The organism is Lautropia dentalis, from assembly GCF_003892345.1.
In the GTDB taxonomy this organism is placed as follows: Bacteria; Pseudomonadota; Gammaproteobacteria; order Burkholderiales; family Burkholderiaceae_E; genus Lautropia; species Lautropia dentalis.
The window spans coordinates 847,330-861,754 of the sequence record NZ_RRUE01000001.1 but is presented as its reverse complement, the minus strand read 5'-3'; the positions used below and the strand labels follow the sequence as shown (position 1 = coordinate 861,754).

The window sequence follows — 14,425 nt, the reverse complement described above, 5'->3', positions numbered from 1 at the left end:
GATGGCGAGCAGCGGGCAGAACCCGCTGAGGATGAATGCCCGTCACACCCGGTTCTGCAGCACCTCCAGCATGTCCATCCGGTTCATCAGCCGCAGCACCGCTGCCATCGAGACGAGCGTCGAGGTCAGCGTCACCAGGGCGGCCAGCGCGTAGCCTTCCGGCGGCAGGGTCAGGGGCACGCGGTACAGGTCGTTCTGCATGCCCTGCACCATCAGCCAGCCCAGCCCCCAGCCACAGGCAAAGGACAGCGGAATGGACAGCAGCACCAGCAGCCCGATCTCGCCCATCAGGATGTGTGCCACCTCGCTGCGCGTGAACCCAAGCACGCGCAGGCTGGCCAGTTCGCGCATCCGTTCGGCCAATGTGATGCGCGCCGCGTTGTAGACCACCCCGAAATTCACCAGCATGGCCAGTCCTGCCACCGTCAGCAGCGCCCGGCCCGGATGACGCACCAGATGCCGCAGCACCATGCGTGCCGGCTGTGGCAGGTACCGCGCCACCAGTCCCTGCCCGATGCCGGCGACACGATAGCGCTCGGGAGGCTGCGGACGCATGGCCTGGGCCACCGGCTCGCGCACCGCCCGCAGCACCGCCTGGCTGGCACCGGCCATGCCGGCCAGCACGCCCAGCAGTGCCCCGGCCACACAGATCGTTGCCGCCATCAGGGCATAGTGCAGTACCACGGTGGATGTGCGGTATCCGAAGGCCTTCGGATGGCGATCTGGCCGCGCTGCAGGCCCACCAGCCGGGTGAACACCACGTGCAGCAGAAAGGCGGCCACCGCCAGAAAGACGGTGGGCAGCAGGCGCACGTTGATTTGTATCTGGGCCAGTTCGTCCCGCAGCCGGCGGGTGGAGATCTGCTCGTCCCGGCCGATGGCCCCCAGTCCGCCCCAGCGGTCCAGCACATGGTCGATGGCGGCCAGCGCGTTCGCCTCGTGCCCCGGTGCTGCCCCCTGCCGCGACAGGGTGGCCGACAGGGCATTGAACGCCCCTTTCATGTTCATGGCAGCGGCCAGGGTACTGCGCGGCACCCACAGCACGGCAAAATGGGCATGATCGGGAAACACGCTGCCCGGTGCCAGCTGGTAGAGAAACTCCGGCGAGCCGCCCACCCCCACCACCCGAAAGCCCTGGGTGCGGCCATTGACGGTGACCTGCAGCCGGGCGCCGGGCTGCAGGTGATGCACGGCGGCAAAGGCCTCGCTGATCACCACCTCATCACGTGACCAGGGGGCCGGCCGGCGTCCGGCCTGCAGGAAGAGCCGGTTCTGCACGGGCTGCCGGCCATCGTCCGGCAGCGACACCAGCTGGGTCTGCAGCGGTTCATCCACGCCCGCCAGGGCCAGCTTGCCACTGGCCATGATGCGGGTCTGCACCTGGGCCACCCCGGGCAGTGCCGCGACCTGCCGGGCCACCGCCTCGGGTGCCCGCTTGAGCGACACCCAGACATCGGGCAGATTGCCCTGGGCGGCCGAGAACAGGTGATCGCGGCTGGCCAGCAGCGAGTGAAAGGCGATCTGCAGCATGGTCAGCATGGCAATGCCGGCCATCACCACGCCCACGATGGCCAGCGCCTGGCTGCGCAGCTGCCAGAGATCACGCAGCGCCTTGCGATAAATGACAGGGATCCCGGGCCCCATGATCGACGCACTCCCCCGGGAACCCGCGACAAAAGCCCTGCGGCCTGGCTCCCATGCATTCGGCGGCCGATTATTTCACCGGTTGCCCGAAATGCCTGCCAATCCCACGATCCCGGCAGGGAGCATGTCGTGCCAGGGCGTCACGGTCTGCCCCCGGCATTCCCAACCCCGTTCTGGAGCGGGTCATGGAATCATTCGCCCCACGGAGGCCCCGACCGTGTGCAGGCAGTGCCGGCCACAGACAGGGCCGGCCATCTAGATGGCGTCCCGCCATGCCGCCGCGGCCAGCAGCTCGCGCGTGTAGCCGGAAGCCGGTGCCATGAAGACATCCTCGACCGTCCCCTGCTCCACCACCACGCCATCCTTCATCACCAGCAGCTGGTGTGCCAGTGCGCGGATCACGCCCATGTCGTGGGTGATCAGCACATAGCTCAGGCCATGCTTCTGCTGCAGCGACACCAGCAGCTTCAGCACCTGCAGCTGCACGGTCAGGTCCAGTGCCGAGGTGGGCTCATCCAGCACCAGCAGGCGGGGCTTGAGCACCAGCGCCCGCGCAATGGCCACCCGCTGGCGCTGTCCGCCCGAGAGTTCATGCGGATAGCAGTGCAGCACCAGGGCCGGATCCAGCCCCACTTCCTGCAGCGCGTCGATCACCGCCGTGCGGTGCGCGTCGTCCGTCAGATCGGGCCGGTGCAGCCAAAGCCCCTCCCCGACGATCTCGGCAATGCTCATCCGCGGCGAGAGCGCATTGAACGGATCCTGGAACACCATCTGGAAGCCGGCCCGCAGCGGACGCAGCGTGCGCTCGGGCAGCGCGTCGATGCGCGTGCCGGCCACGCTCACCTCGCCGTGCATCTCGCCGGCAGCCAGGCGCATCAGCACCAGCGCCAGCGTGGTCTTGCCTGAGCCGGATTCGCCCACCACCCCCAGCGTGGTGCCGGCCGGCACCTGCAGGTCGACATCCTTCAGCACCTCGGTCCGTTCGCGGGCAAACCAGCCCTTCTGGCTGACGAAGGTGCAGCCCACCTGGCGTGCACTGACCATGAAACCGGGATCGCCAAAATCTTCCGTGCCGGACGGCGCCTCCGCCATGGGCTCCACCAGTCGCTTCGGATGGGCCGCCAGCAGCGCCCGGGTGTATTCGTGCCGTGGGGCGTCGAACACCCCGGCCACTGGCCCCTGTTCCACCACCCGGCCGTGGCGCATCACCACCACCTGCTCGGCAAAGGCACGCACCAGCGGCAGGTCGTGCGTGATCAGCAGCACCGCCATGCCGAACTGCTGCTGCAGGTCGGCCAGCAGCTTCATGATGCTGGTCTGCACCGTCACGTCCAGCGCCGTGGTGGGCTCATCGGCGATCACCAGCTTCGGCCGGCAGGCCAGCGCCATGGCAATCAGCGCCCGCTGCCGCTGCCCGCCCGAGAGCTGGTGCGGGTACGCGGCCGCACAGCGCTGCGGATCCTGGATGCGCGTCAGCCGCAGCAGTTCCAGCGTGCGTTCCAGCGCCTGGGCGCGTGTCAGCCCCTCGTGCTGCGTCATCACCTCGCCGATCTGGTCGCCGATGGTGTGCAGCGGGTTCAGCGCCGACATGGGTTCCTGAAACACCATGCCTATCTGCCCGCCCCGCAGCTGGTGCAGCGCACGCGCATCGGCCGTGAGGATGTCGCGCCCCTCGAACAGCACGCTGCCCCCGTACTGCGCACCTTCGGTCAGCCGCATCAGCGCATGGGCCGTGAGCGTCTTGCCCGAGCCCGATTCGCCCACCAGCGCCACACGCTGGCCCGGCCCCACGGAAAAGCTCACGTCCTGCACGATGCGCGCCGGCGCACCGTCGGGCCCCGGCAGGTCGATGCTCAGGTTGCGCACGTCCAGCAGGGTCCGGCCCTGGGCGGTTTGCGGTGCCTGTCCCGGTACCCGGGGCGTGTGCCCTTCATTCGTCATGTCGTCTCCCTCACCGTTTGCGCGGATCCAGCGCATCCCGCAGCGCCTCGCCGATGAAGATCAGCAGCATCAGCATGCCCACCAGCACGCCGAAGGTGGGCAGCGCAATCCACCAGGCATCCAGATTGGTCTTGCCCTGCGCCAGCAGCTCGCCCAGACTGGGGCTCGATTCGGACACGCCCAGCCCCAGAAAATCCAGACTGGCCAGCGCCACGATGGCGGCACTCATCCGGAACGGCAGAAAGGCCAGCACCGGCGTGAGCGAATTGGGCAGGATGTGCCGCAGGATGATGGTGCGCCGGGGCAGCCCCAGCGCACGCGCGGCCTGCACGAATTCCAGCTGCCGGTTGCGCAGGAATTCGGCCCGCACGTAGTCGGACAGCCCCATCCAGCCGAACAGCGACAGGGTCACCAGCAGCACGCCGATGCCCGGCTCGAACACCGAGGCCAGGATGAGCAGCAGGTACAGCTCCGGAATGGCCGACCACACCTCGATGAACCGCTGCAGCGTGATGTCCACACGCCCCGCAAAATAGCCCTGCAGCGCCCCCATCACGATGCCCAGCCCCGTGCCGATGGCGGTGAGCGCCAGCCCGAACAGCACCGACAGCCGGAAGCCATACAGCAGCCGGGCCAGCACGTCGCGCCCCCGGTCGTCGGTGCCCAGCACGTTCTGCGCCGACGGCGGTGCCGGATTGGGCAGCTCGGCATAGTAGTTGAGCGTATTGAAACTGTAGCGGTTCAGCGGCCACAGCAGCCAGTTGCCGCCCTTCTGGAACTGCTGCCGGATGAACGGGTCGTGCCACTCGGTGGGCGCGTTGAAATCCCCCCCGAAGGTGGTTTCGGGATAATCCTTCCAGAGCGGCACATACAGGTTGCCGTCGTAGCTTGCCAGCAGCGGCCGGTCGTTGGAGAGCACGCCGGCAAACAGCGACACGCCAAACAGGATGGCAAAGATCCACAGGCTGATGTAGCCACGCCGGTGGCGCCTGAAGCGCTGCCAGGCACGCCGGGCAGGTGAATGCGCCCGCACGCCGGCCCCTGCCGGCACGACAGCCCCATCGGCCACCACGCCGGAAACGCTCCCTTGCGCCATGGAAACGGCGCCTTCCGTCACGGGCTCAACCATGGGGTCTGCCCCTTGCGAAGGCGTTGCCATGGCGTCTGCGCCTTGCGAGGGCGGTGAAATGCGCCGGTTCTGCGTCATCATCCGTTCACCGCCCCGATCCGCTGAATTTCACGCGCGGGTCCACCCACGTGTAGGCAATGTCGGTGATGAGCTTCGTCAGCAGCCCGATCAGCGAAAACAGATAGAGCATGCCCAGCACCACCGGATAATCCCGCTGCACCACCGATTCATACGACAGCAGCCCCAGCCCGTCCAGCGAGAACAGCGTCTCGATCAGCAGCGAGCCGGTAAGGAAAGCCCCCACGAAGGCCGCCGGAAACCCCGTCACCAGCGGAATCAGCGCATTGCGCAGCACGTGCCGGTACAGGATGCGCCGCTCGGGCAGGCCCTTGGCCCGCGCCGTGGCCACGTACTGGCGGCGAATCTCTTCGAGCATCACGTTCTTGGTCAGCAGCGTGGTGACGGCAAAGCTGCCCGCCACCAGACAGAGGAGCGGCAGCGCCAGATGCCAGAAATAATCCATCACCTTGCCAAAGAGGCTCAGCGACGCCCAGTCATCGGAGGTCAGGCCACGCAGCGGAAACCACGACAGGAACGAGCCACCGCCAAACAGCACCAGCAGCGCCACACCCAGCACGAAGCCCGGTATGGCATAGCCCACCAGAATGGCCGTGGTGGTCCAGAGATCGAAACGGCTGCCATCGCGCACCGCCTTGGCAATGCCCAGCGGAATGGACACCAGATAGACGATCAGAAAACTCCACACCCCGAGGCTGATGGAAACCGGCAGCTTCTGCAGGATCAGCGAGCCCACCGACTGCTGGTAATGAAAACTCTCGCCCAGATCGAAACGCAGATAGCGCCCCACCATCTCGACGAAGCGCGTGGTGGCCGGTTTGTCGAAACCATAGAACGCTTTGATTTCGGCCAGCTGCCGTGCATCCACCCCCTGTGCCCCCCGATAGCCGGGAGCAGAGGCTGCCGCCGCCACCTCGCCACCCTGCCCACCGCCGCGCAGGCTCTGCACCACCTGCTCCACCGGGCCACCCGGCACGAACTGGATGACCACGAAGCTCACCAGCAGAATGCCCAGCAGCGTGGGCACCATCAGCGCCAGCCGGCGCAGTATGTAACTCGACATGATCATTCCTCCGGCGGTTGCGGCCTTGCGTCCGGGTCGAACCACCAGGTCTGCAGCATCCAGGACTGCGGGTCGTAGAAGAGCGGCAGCACGGTGGGATAGCGCAGCCGGTAATCGAAGGCCACGCGATAGCTGCTGCTGTGAAACTGCGGCACCATGTACCAGCCATGGCGCAGCACCCGGTCGAGCACCCGGGCCGCCACCTCCAGCTCCTCGCGCGATTTCACCGCCAGAATGCGGCCGATGATCTCGTCCACCACCGGATCGGCAATGCCCGCGTAGTTGGACGAGCCCTCCTCGCTGGCCCCGGCCGAGCCCACCATCTGCCACAGCTCGTTGCCGGGCGTGGCACTCATCGGGTAGATGGCCGTGGTCACGTCGAAATCGAAGGCATCCATCCGTTTCTGGTAAAGCGCCGGATCCACGGTGCGCAGCCGCACACGGATGCCCAGCCGGGCCAGGCTGTGCACCCAGGGCGTGGCCACCCGTTCGAAGGTCGGCGAAAAATTCAGCACCTCGAACTGGAACGGCTGCCGCTCCGCATTGCGCAGCCGGCCATCGTCCCCCACCTTCCAGCCCGCCGCGGCCAGCAGCTGCTGGGCGCGCCGCAGGCTGCTGCGCAGGGTCTGGGCATCCGGCGTGTCGGGCACTTCCGGCACGGCCTCGAACAGCGACGGGTCGAGCGGCGTCTTCAGGCTCTGCAGAAAGCGGGTTTCGTCTGCATCCGGCGCACCGGTGGCTGCCATCGGGCTGTTGGCAAAATAGCTGCGCGTACGCGTGTACTGGCCGTAGAACACCTGCCGGTTGAGCCAGTCGAAATCGAAGGCCAGCGCCAGCGCCTCGCGCACCCGCACATCCCGAAAGAGCTGCCGGCGCGTGTTCAGCGCATAGCCCTGCATGCCGCTCACGTTCGACTGGGGAAAGCTGCGCTTGATGATCTCGCCGCTGAGGTAACGGCTGCCCACATGGCCCCGCGCCCAGTTGCGGGCCGAGTTCTCGAACAGCCAGTCGAACTCGCCGGCCTTGAAGCCTTCGAGCCGGGCCGTCTCGTCGCGAAAATACTTGAACACCACCCGGCCGAAGTTGAACATGCCCCGGCGCACCGGCAGCCCGTCGGCCCAGTAATTCTCGACGCGCCGGAACCCGATGCGCTTGCCCAAGTCGAGATCATCGATGACATAGGGGCCACTGGTGACCGGATACTCGTGGGCGATGGCATCGAGCGTCTTGCCGTTGCCCCAGCTGCGCGAGAAGATGGGCAGATCCTTGGCGAGGATCAGGTGCAGCTCCGGGTTGGGCCGTTTGAAGAAAAAGCGCACCAGCCGGTCATCCATCACCTCCACCCGGGCCACGTCGCCGAAATACTGGCGCAGCATCGGAAAGCCCTTCGGCCCAGTGACGGATTCGAACGAATGGCGTACATCCTCGGCCAGCACCGGCGAGCCGTCGTTGAAGCGGGCCTCGACGCGCAGCTTGAACATCACCGAGAGGCGGTTGTCGGCCAGGATCATGTCCTCGGCCAGCAGGCCATAGATGGAAAAGGGTTCGTCCCAGCTGGCCACACCCAGCGACTCGAACATCAGCGTGCCCAGCCCGGCGGCCGGCATGCCCCGCAGCGCAAAGGGGTTGAGCGAGTCGAAGGTGCCGAAACCCGCCAGCCGCACCATGCCGCCACGCGGGGCATCGGGGCGCACATAGTCGAAATGGGGGAAGGATTCGGAATAGCGCGGCTCGCCGCCCCAGGACAGCGCATGGGCCGCCCATGCCGGGCGCTCCGGCCAGCCGAGCAGCCCCAGCGCCCCGAGACCGAGCATGCCCTGCAGCCAGTCCCGGCGGGACATGCCCCCCCGGGGCGCAACTCCCTGTTCCCCGCCCCCCCCGGGGCCCTCGATGCACGCAACCATCCGTCAACACACAGAAAACGCCAGCCGCCATTGTAGAGCGTGTCATGGACGAATCCGCCTCCGACACGCCCCGGGCGCCCGGCTCATGCGACAATGCCGATGTTATTTTTGCCACGAGGCGACATATGAACCAAGGTTTTCTGGCCGGCAAGCGCATCCTGATCCTCGGCCTGCTCTCCAACCGCTCCATCGCGTACGGCATTGCCAGACAATGTCGCGCCCAGGGGGCCGAGCTGGCCTTCACCTACCAGAGCGACCGGTTCAAGGACCGGATCACCGAGCTGGCGGCCGAATTCGGCTCGTCGCTGGTCTTCCCCTGCGATGTGGCCGAAGACGCCCAGATCGATGCGCTGATGCAACAGGTGGGCGAGCACTGGAAGGATGGCTTCGACGGCCTGGTGCACGCCATTGCCTACGCCCCGCGCGAGGCCATCGCTGGCGACTTCCTCGAGGGCTGCACCCGCGAGAACTTCCGCATGGCCCACGACATCTCGGCCTACAGCCTGGTGGCACTGGCCCGCGCCGCGCAGCCGCTGATGCAGGGACGCAACGGTGCGCTGGTCACGCTGAGCTACCTGGGCGCCGTGCGTGCCGTGCCCAACTACAACACCATGGGCGTGGCCAAGGCCGCGCTGGAAGCCAGCGTGCGCTATCTGGCCCGCGACCTCGGCCCGAAGGGCATCCGTGCCAACGGCATCTCGGCCGGCCCGATCAAGACGCTGGCCGCCGCCGGCATCAAGGGCTTTTCCAGCATCCTGTCGGCCGTGGAAGCCGCCGCGCCCCTGCACCGCAACGTGACCATCGAGGAAGTGGGCAACGTCGCCGCCTTCCTGCTGTCCGACCTGGCCTCGGGCGTCACCGGTGAAATCACCTACGTGGATGCCGGCTATTCCCACGCACTGGGTGGCGTGGAGGGCTGAGCCCCCTTCCTGCGGCCCCGCGCCCGGCGGTGCCCCGGCCCATGCAGGCGCCCGGCCCACACGGCCGGGCGTTCGCATTTCTGCGGGAACGGTTGCCTTCACGGGCGTGGTGCAGTTACGTCCGGCATGATGGCGGCTCGCTCTTCGGGGCTCAGGCGGATGCAGGTTCGGGTCTGTTCCATGGCAACACCTCATATGGGGATGGGGTGTTGCACCTGAAAGTTGAGTCCAGGCCCTGCCCATACCCCTGCCGCCATCGTCGATATACGGCAACCGATATCATTCGGAGGCTGCGTGTCCACGGGATGGACGCGTCGACCCTGAATCCGGATGGAGAACCCCGATGGCAGTCAGACACGGTGAATACAAGGTCCCCGGCGGCAAGCTGGTGGTGGTCGATCTGGACGTGGAAAACGACCGCCTGGCCCGCGTGCAGGTGACCGGCGACTTCTTCCTCGAACCCGAAAGTGCCCTGGACGATATCTGCCGCGCGCTGGAAGGCCAGCCGGCCGATGCCGGCACAGACAGCCTGGCTGCCGCCATTCGCAGCGCCCTGCCCGCCGACGCCCAGCTCTTCGGCTTCAGCCCCGAGGCCGTGGGCATTGCCGTGCGCCGCGCGCTGGGGCTGGCCACCACCTGGCGGGATTTCGAATGGCAGATCGTTCACGAGCCCGCATTTTCACCCGAACTGCATGCCGCCCTGGACGAGGTGCTGAGCGAGGAAGTGGCCGCCGGCCGGCGCCCGCCCACGCTGCGCATCTGGGAGTGGGACACCACGGCCGTGGTGCTGGGCGTCTTCCAGTCGGTACGCAACGAAGTGGACGAAGAAGCGGCCCAGCGGCTGGGCGTGACGCTGACCCGGCGCATCACCGGCGGCGGCGCCATGTTCATCGAGGCCGGCAGCATTATCACCTATTCCCTCTATGCCCCCGGTTCGCTGGTGGCCGACATGAGCATTGCCGACTCCTACGCCTTCCTCGATGACTGGGTGCTGAAGGCGCTGCAGTCACTGGGCGTCGCTGCCTTCTACAAGCCACTCAACGACATTTCCAGCGACAGGGGGAAGATCGGCGGCGCCGCACAGAAACGCTTCTCCAACGTGCCGGCCGATGGCGGCAAGACCATCCTGCACCACGTGACGATGGCCTACGACATGGACGCCGGCAAGATGATGCAGGTGCTGCGCATCGGCCGCGAAAAGCTCAGCGACAAGGGCACCACCAGCGCCGCCAAACGTGTGGACCCGCTGCGCAGCCAGACCGGGCTGCCACGCGAGGCCATCATCGAACGCATGAAGGAGACCTTCGTGCAGCTGCACGGCGGTACCCCCGGATACATCACCCCCGAAGAAATGGTGGAAGCCGTGGCCCGGGTGGAACACAAATTCGGCACCCGTGACTGGCTGTACAGGTTGCCCTGAAGCCATACGGATTGCCCCGAAGCCAGCAGATCGTCATGCAGTCCGCCGCATGCACAGCCGCGCAAACCGCTGCCTTGTGGCTGTATGCTGCGTCCGTCGTACGGCTGCAATGGCCGGGCGTGGCTGTATGCACCGGCGGTGTGCATTGGCTGCCGCGTTGGCCGCATGTGCTGCGTGCTCCGCTCCAACTCTCATGGCATACAGGGCAAATAACGGCATGCACAGATGATCTGGCTGCGTTGATTTCCCTCAAGCGGCAGCATTTATCATTCCGCCTATCATGAATCCGTTTTCATTCACCCTGGAGATTTCAGCATGATCCGCTCCCACCTTGCTGCCGCCCTGGCGGCTGCCGGCCTGTTTGCCCTGTCGGCCCCCGCATCGGCATCGGAAACCGATCTGGTCCTCACGCCCGACCAGATGAGCACCGCCTCCGGCCGTGTGACGGTGGACGAAGATTCGGCCTACAACACCCGCACCGTTCGCGTGGAAATTCCAGCCAACCGCACGCTGGAGCCGCACGGCCCGAAAGATGGCTATTTCTTCGTGACCGTCATCAGCGGCACGCTGCAGTTCGGGTTTGGCCGCACCTTCGACGAAACCAAACTGAAAACCCTGCCCCCGGGCAGCGTGTTCAGCCACCGCGCCAACCAGCAGCATTTCGCCCGCACCGGTGACCAGCCGGTGGTGCTGCAGATCACTACCATCTCCCCCGCCGGCAAGGCCGAAACGCATGACCACGCCAAAGGCGAAGACCACGAACACGGCCACGATCATCACGACCACGGCAAGTCTGGCAGCAAGTGATCTTCAGCGTGCCGCTGCCCCGCGGCGACTGAACCAGCGGCCGAGCCACGAGCGCTCGGCACGCCGGGCTGCATCGGCCTGCACATGGGCCGGCAGCCGGTTGACCAGGAACGGAATGCCGATCATGAGGATGGCCAGGTCATCGACCAGGCCCAGCAGGATGGCAAAGTCCGGAATGATGTCGATGGGCGAGAACAGGTACAGCCCCAGCGCCACGATGCCCAGCTTGATGCCAGGCGGCGTGGCCGGGTTGCGCAGCGCGTACCAGAGCATCACGGCCTCGCGGCCAGTGGCGTTGAAGAGCCGGCGGATCTTGAGCAGCCAGAGCATGGTGGGGCCTCCACGAAAGTTCATGGCCGGCACGGAAACGGCGGCCGGCCTCCTGCCCATCATGGGGTTTGGCTCCTTTGAAATCAAGGGGTTGGTTACATACTGGGACATTCCTGGAGGTGTCCCCGGCACCATGTCGTGGCAACAGCCGGCAGACAGGCATAAGCATATGGATCGCGGTAACGGCACGCATGCCCACGGTGTTTATCGGCTGGCACCGGGAAGACATCTGGCAGGTGGGAACGGCAGGCATACGGTACGGCTGACTGACCGGGATTGGCGGGGGCCGGCAGCCTGTTGCGGCCGGCCGGCCCGCAGCGATAACACTTGACAATGACGCCCCTGGGCTACATATTTGGGCATATACGCAGTTTTTGACGCCCAGGGGCTACAATGACCACGCTGTACGACATCGCCGACATGCTGAAGGAAGCGCGCCGCGACGCGAAGCTCAGCCAGGAAGAGCTGGGGCGCCGCGCCGGCGTGGCGCGCACCACCGTGGCCCGGATGGAAAACCTGTCACGGGGCGACATGAGTGTCTCGGCCCTGCTGCGGCTGCTCGAAGCGGCCGGCTACGACCTGAAGCTGGTCAGGCCGGGGCATCAGCGTACGCTGGAAGATGTGCTGGCCGAACAGCGTGGCGAGTTTTCCTCATGACGGTACGGAGCAATTCCGCAATAAGGCTTGACGTTCAGGTGCGGGGCAAGACAGTCTCCCAGCTCTACCGTGAACACGATGAATATGTTCTGCGTTACCTTCCGGATGCAGACACGGGAGATTTCGTCAGCTTGCTCATGCCGGTGCGTCCCGAACCCTGGCGCTGGCCGCGCGACCTGCATCCCTTCTTCCGCCAGAACCTGCCCGAAGGCTATCTGCTGGGCATCATCCGTGAAGAATTCGGCCCACTGCTCGACGGCACCGACCTTTCACTGCTGGCCGTGGTGGGCAGCCATGGCATCGGGCGTGTCACCGTGACGCCGGAGGGCGGCACACCGGGTGCCGAACTGGCCCCGCTGCAGATCGACGCGCTGCTGAAGGCCGACAATTCCACGGCACACTTCGCCGCGCTGGTGAAACGCCATGCCCGTGCGGCCATTTCGGGCGTGGTACCGAAATTCATGGCCCCCGGGGCCGACGAACACAGCGAACATGGTGATGTGCAGGCGACCGGCACATCTGCCCTGCTCGACAGCCCCCACAGCCCGGCACTGGGCAAGCCCACCCTGCGCACCAGCCGTCACATCATCAAGGGTTCGGATGACAGCACGCCCTACCTCGGCTTCAACGAGTTCTACAGCCTGCGTGTGCTGGATCGCCTCCAGGTCGTGCCGGTCGTCCAGGCACGAATGTCCGATGACGGCCGGGTACTGGTGGTCGAGCGCTTCGACGTGGATGGGCAGGGCATCCCCACGCATGGGGTGGAAGACGCCTGTGCCCTGCTCGGTCTGCCGCCTCACGAAAAGTACGCCACCACCACCGAGAAGGTACTGAACACCACGCGGGCCTATCTGCCACGTGAACGGATGCGCGCCCAGCTGGAACACTTCGGCTGGCAGCTGCTCATCAACTATGTGGTGCGCAATGCCGACTGTCACGCCAAGAACATTGCGCTGTTCTACACCGGGCTCGACGACGTGGCCTTCACCCCGGTATTCGATGTGGTCACCACCCAGGCCTACCCGCGCTTTGCCAGCAACCCGCCCGGGCTGCCGGTGGAAGGACGGCAGAGCTGGACGGCCGGGAAGGCACTGGAGCGCTTCTTCAATGCCCGGCTGGGCATTCCGCCCCGCCGCTACCACGAAATGGTCGAGCAGCTGTGCGAATCGGCAGTAGAGACCGGGCGGGAGGTCATCGAGGCCGCCCGCAACGAGCCACGCTGGCACACCGTGGCCAAACAGATGGTGCACGCCTGGAACGAGGGGATGTCATCGCTGCGTGACCCAAAAAAGCCGCTCGCCCTGCGTGGTCTGGACCCGGCCATTGCGGCGGCCGGATTTTCCGATCCGGAGCCACCCGACCGGTCACGTACCCTCATCGGGCAGTCGGAACTGATGGCGCCGCGACGAAAGCGCTGAGCACAGCACGTCCATTGCACCCGGAATGACGCCCCTGGGCTACATATTTGGGCATATACGCAGTTTTTGATGCCCAGGGGCTACAATGACCACGCTGTACGACATCGCCGACATGCTGAAAGAGGCGCGCCGCGACGCGAAGCTCAGCCAGGAGGAACTGGGGCGCCGCGCCGGCGTGGCGCGCACCACCGTGGCCCGGATGGAAAGCCTGTCACGGGGCGACATGAGTGTCTCGGCCCTGCTGCGGCTGCTCGAAGCGGCCGGTTATGACCTGAAGCTGGTCAGGCCTGGGCATCAGCGTACGATCGAGGACATCCTGGCCGAACAGCGTGGTCAGACTCCGTCATGAGAACATCAGGCAATTCCGCAGAAAACTGGAGGTTCAGTTCTGGCAAACGTCAGGTAATAGCCTGCAATCCCTTGTCGGCAATCACATTCAGTAACTTGAGTGCTGGACCCACAGGGTGAGTTTCACCCTGCTCCCATTTGCGCACGGTCGACACCGACGTATGCAGGTGAAGCGCAAATACCGGCTGGCTGAATTTCAGGCTCTCGCGCAGGCGTTTGATGTCGGATGCACCAAACGCCCGCACTGGCGGGGGACAGATCGCGTCGAACTGACGCATCGTCACCTTGCCGATCGCGCCAGCATCATGGAGCGTGGCCAGATCGCCTCGCAGCGATTCAATGATCTTGCTCACAGTGCACCTCCAGTAAAACGCCCGACAGCAATGCCTTCGACAATGCTGCACCCGACAGCTCCAGAAACACCTTGCCGGCAAATTGCAGCGCCCTCTTCTCATCCCGCGTGATGTTCGCCTTCTCGCTCTTGGAGAAGCCATGCAGGAACACATAACGGTCGCCGATTCTCGCCGACAATAGCGTACGGTAGCCACCACTCTTGCCAGCGCCGGGTCGAGCCACCCGCTTCTTGTAAAGGAAGCCACCCAGGTCCGCGTCGATCAGACCGTCCTCCATTTCCTTGACTGCCTTGCAAAGGGCGACATCAGGCAACCTCTCGCCCACCTGCCACCGCGCAAAGTCCTTCCGTTTGAGGATGCGTGTCATATCGACCCAAAACTATACCCGTAACGGGTACATATCTCAACCCCCCT

The 14,425-nt window shown here is 65.7% G+C and carries 15 protein-coding genes; 6 read left to right on the top strand and 9 right to left on the bottom strand.

Going from position 1 to position 14,425, the window contains the following annotated elements; all coding sequences use genetic code 11:
- Positions 1–42 precede the first annotated feature (42 nt).
- The 6 genes from EHV23_RS15510 to EHV23_RS03350 form a co-directional block, all read right to left on the bottom strand.
- Positions 43–684: an ABC transporter permease gene (locus tag EHV23_RS15510; protein ID WP_203228859.1), complete on the bottom strand. Its 642-nt coding sequence runs from the start codon at positions 682–684 to the stop codon at positions 43–45.
- Positions 663–1,643 (bottom strand): ABC transporter permease, encoded by a 981-nt coding sequence (locus EHV23_RS15505; RefSeq protein ID WP_203228858.1) that lies wholly within the window; start codon positions 1,641–1,643, stop codon positions 663–665. Before EHV23_RS15505 ends, EHV23_RS15510 begins: the two co-directional genes overlap by 22 nt.
- Positions 1,644–1,898: 255 nt before the next feature.
- Positions 1,899–3,584, bottom strand: coding sequence for an ABC transporter ATP-binding protein (locus EHV23_RS03365; RefSeq protein WP_125094710.1), 1,686 nt, complete (start codon positions 3,582–3,584; stop codon positions 1,899–1,901).
- A 10-nt stretch (positions 3,585–3,594) separates the two neighbouring features.
- Complete coding sequence (locus tag EHV23_RS03360) at positions 3,595–4,680, bottom strand: ABC transporter permease (protein ID WP_238990354.1); 1,086 nt, start codon at positions 4,678–4,680, stop codon at positions 3,595–3,597.
- A 118-nt stretch (positions 4,681–4,798) separates the two neighbouring features.
- Positions 4,799–5,854, bottom strand: coding sequence for a microcin C ABC transporter permease YejB (locus EHV23_RS03355; RefSeq protein ID WP_125094709.1), 1,056 nt, complete (start codon positions 5,852–5,854; stop codon positions 4,799–4,801).
- A gap of 2 nt (positions 5,855–5,856) precedes the next feature.
- On the bottom strand, positions 5,857–7,695 hold the full coding sequence (locus tag EHV23_RS03350; protein WP_158615816.1) for an extracellular solute-binding protein: 1,839 nt from the start codon (positions 7,693–7,695) through the stop codon (positions 5,857–5,859).
- 188 nt (positions 7,696–7,883) lie between these two features.
- Here EHV23_RS03350 and fabI point away from each other — a divergent pair, with 188 nt between their 5' ends.
- The 3 genes from fabI (at position 7,884) to EHV23_RS03335 (ending at position 10,905) form a co-directional block, all read left to right on the top strand.
- Positions 7,884–8,678, top strand: a complete 795-nt coding sequence (gene fabI / locus EHV23_RS03345) for an enoyl-ACP reductase FabI (protein ID WP_125094707.1) — start codon at positions 7,884–7,886, stop codon at positions 8,676–8,678.
- A gap of 619 nt (positions 8,679–9,297) precedes the next feature.
- Positions 9,298–10,098, top strand: coding sequence for a lipoate--protein ligase family protein (locus EHV23_RS03340; protein ID WP_238990353.1), 801 nt, complete (start codon positions 9,298–9,300; stop codon positions 10,096–10,098).
- 315 nt (positions 10,099–10,413) lie between these two features.
- On the top strand, positions 10,414–10,905 hold the full coding sequence (locus EHV23_RS03335) for a cupin domain-containing protein (protein WP_125094705.1): 492 nt from the start codon (positions 10,414–10,416) through the stop codon (positions 10,903–10,905).
- A gap of 3 nt (positions 10,906–10,908) precedes the next feature.
- Here EHV23_RS03335 and EHV23_RS03330 read toward each other — a convergent pair whose 3' ends face one another.
- Positions 10,909–11,259: a YkvA family protein gene (locus EHV23_RS03330; RefSeq protein WP_238990253.1), complete on the bottom strand. Its 351-nt coding sequence runs from the start codon at positions 11,257–11,259 to the stop codon at positions 10,909–10,911.
- Positions 11,260–11,628: 369 nt separating this feature from the next.
- Here EHV23_RS03330 and EHV23_RS03325 point away from each other — a divergent pair, with 369 nt between their 5' ends.
- From EHV23_RS03325 to EHV23_RS03315, 3 genes are all read left to right on the top strand, one after another.
- The gene (locus tag EHV23_RS03325) at positions 11,629–11,892 is read left to right on the top strand and encodes a helix-turn-helix domain-containing protein (protein WP_125094704.1); all 264 of its coding nucleotides are present in this window, start codon (positions 11,629–11,631) and stop codon (positions 11,890–11,892) included.
- A 20-nt stretch (positions 11,893–11,912) separates the two neighbouring features.
- Positions 11,913–13,310 (top strand): type II toxin-antitoxin system HipA family toxin, encoded by a 1,398-nt coding sequence (locus EHV23_RS03320; protein WP_125095486.1) that lies wholly within the window; start codon positions 11,913–11,915, stop codon positions 13,308–13,310.
- 85 nt (positions 13,311–13,395) lie between these two features.
- Positions 13,396–13,659: a helix-turn-helix domain-containing protein gene (locus EHV23_RS03315; RefSeq protein WP_125094703.1), complete on the top strand. Its 264-nt coding sequence runs from the start codon at positions 13,396–13,398 to the stop codon at positions 13,657–13,659.
- 49 nt (positions 13,660–13,708) lie between these two features.
- Here EHV23_RS03315 and EHV23_RS03310 read toward each other — a convergent pair whose 3' ends face one another.
- Both EHV23_RS03310 and EHV23_RS03305 read right to left on the bottom strand, forming a co-directional pair.
- Positions 13,709–14,011, bottom strand: coding sequence for a helix-turn-helix domain-containing protein (locus EHV23_RS03310; protein WP_125094702.1), 303 nt, complete (start codon positions 14,009–14,011; stop codon positions 13,709–13,711).
- Positions 13,995–14,378, bottom strand: coding sequence for a type II toxin-antitoxin system RelE/ParE family toxin (locus EHV23_RS03305; RefSeq protein ID WP_125094701.1), 384 nt, complete (start codon positions 14,376–14,378; stop codon positions 13,995–13,997). The genes EHV23_RS03310 and EHV23_RS03305 overlap by 17 nt, the downstream gene beginning before the upstream one ends.
- Positions 14,379–14,425: the final 47 nt, after the last annotated feature.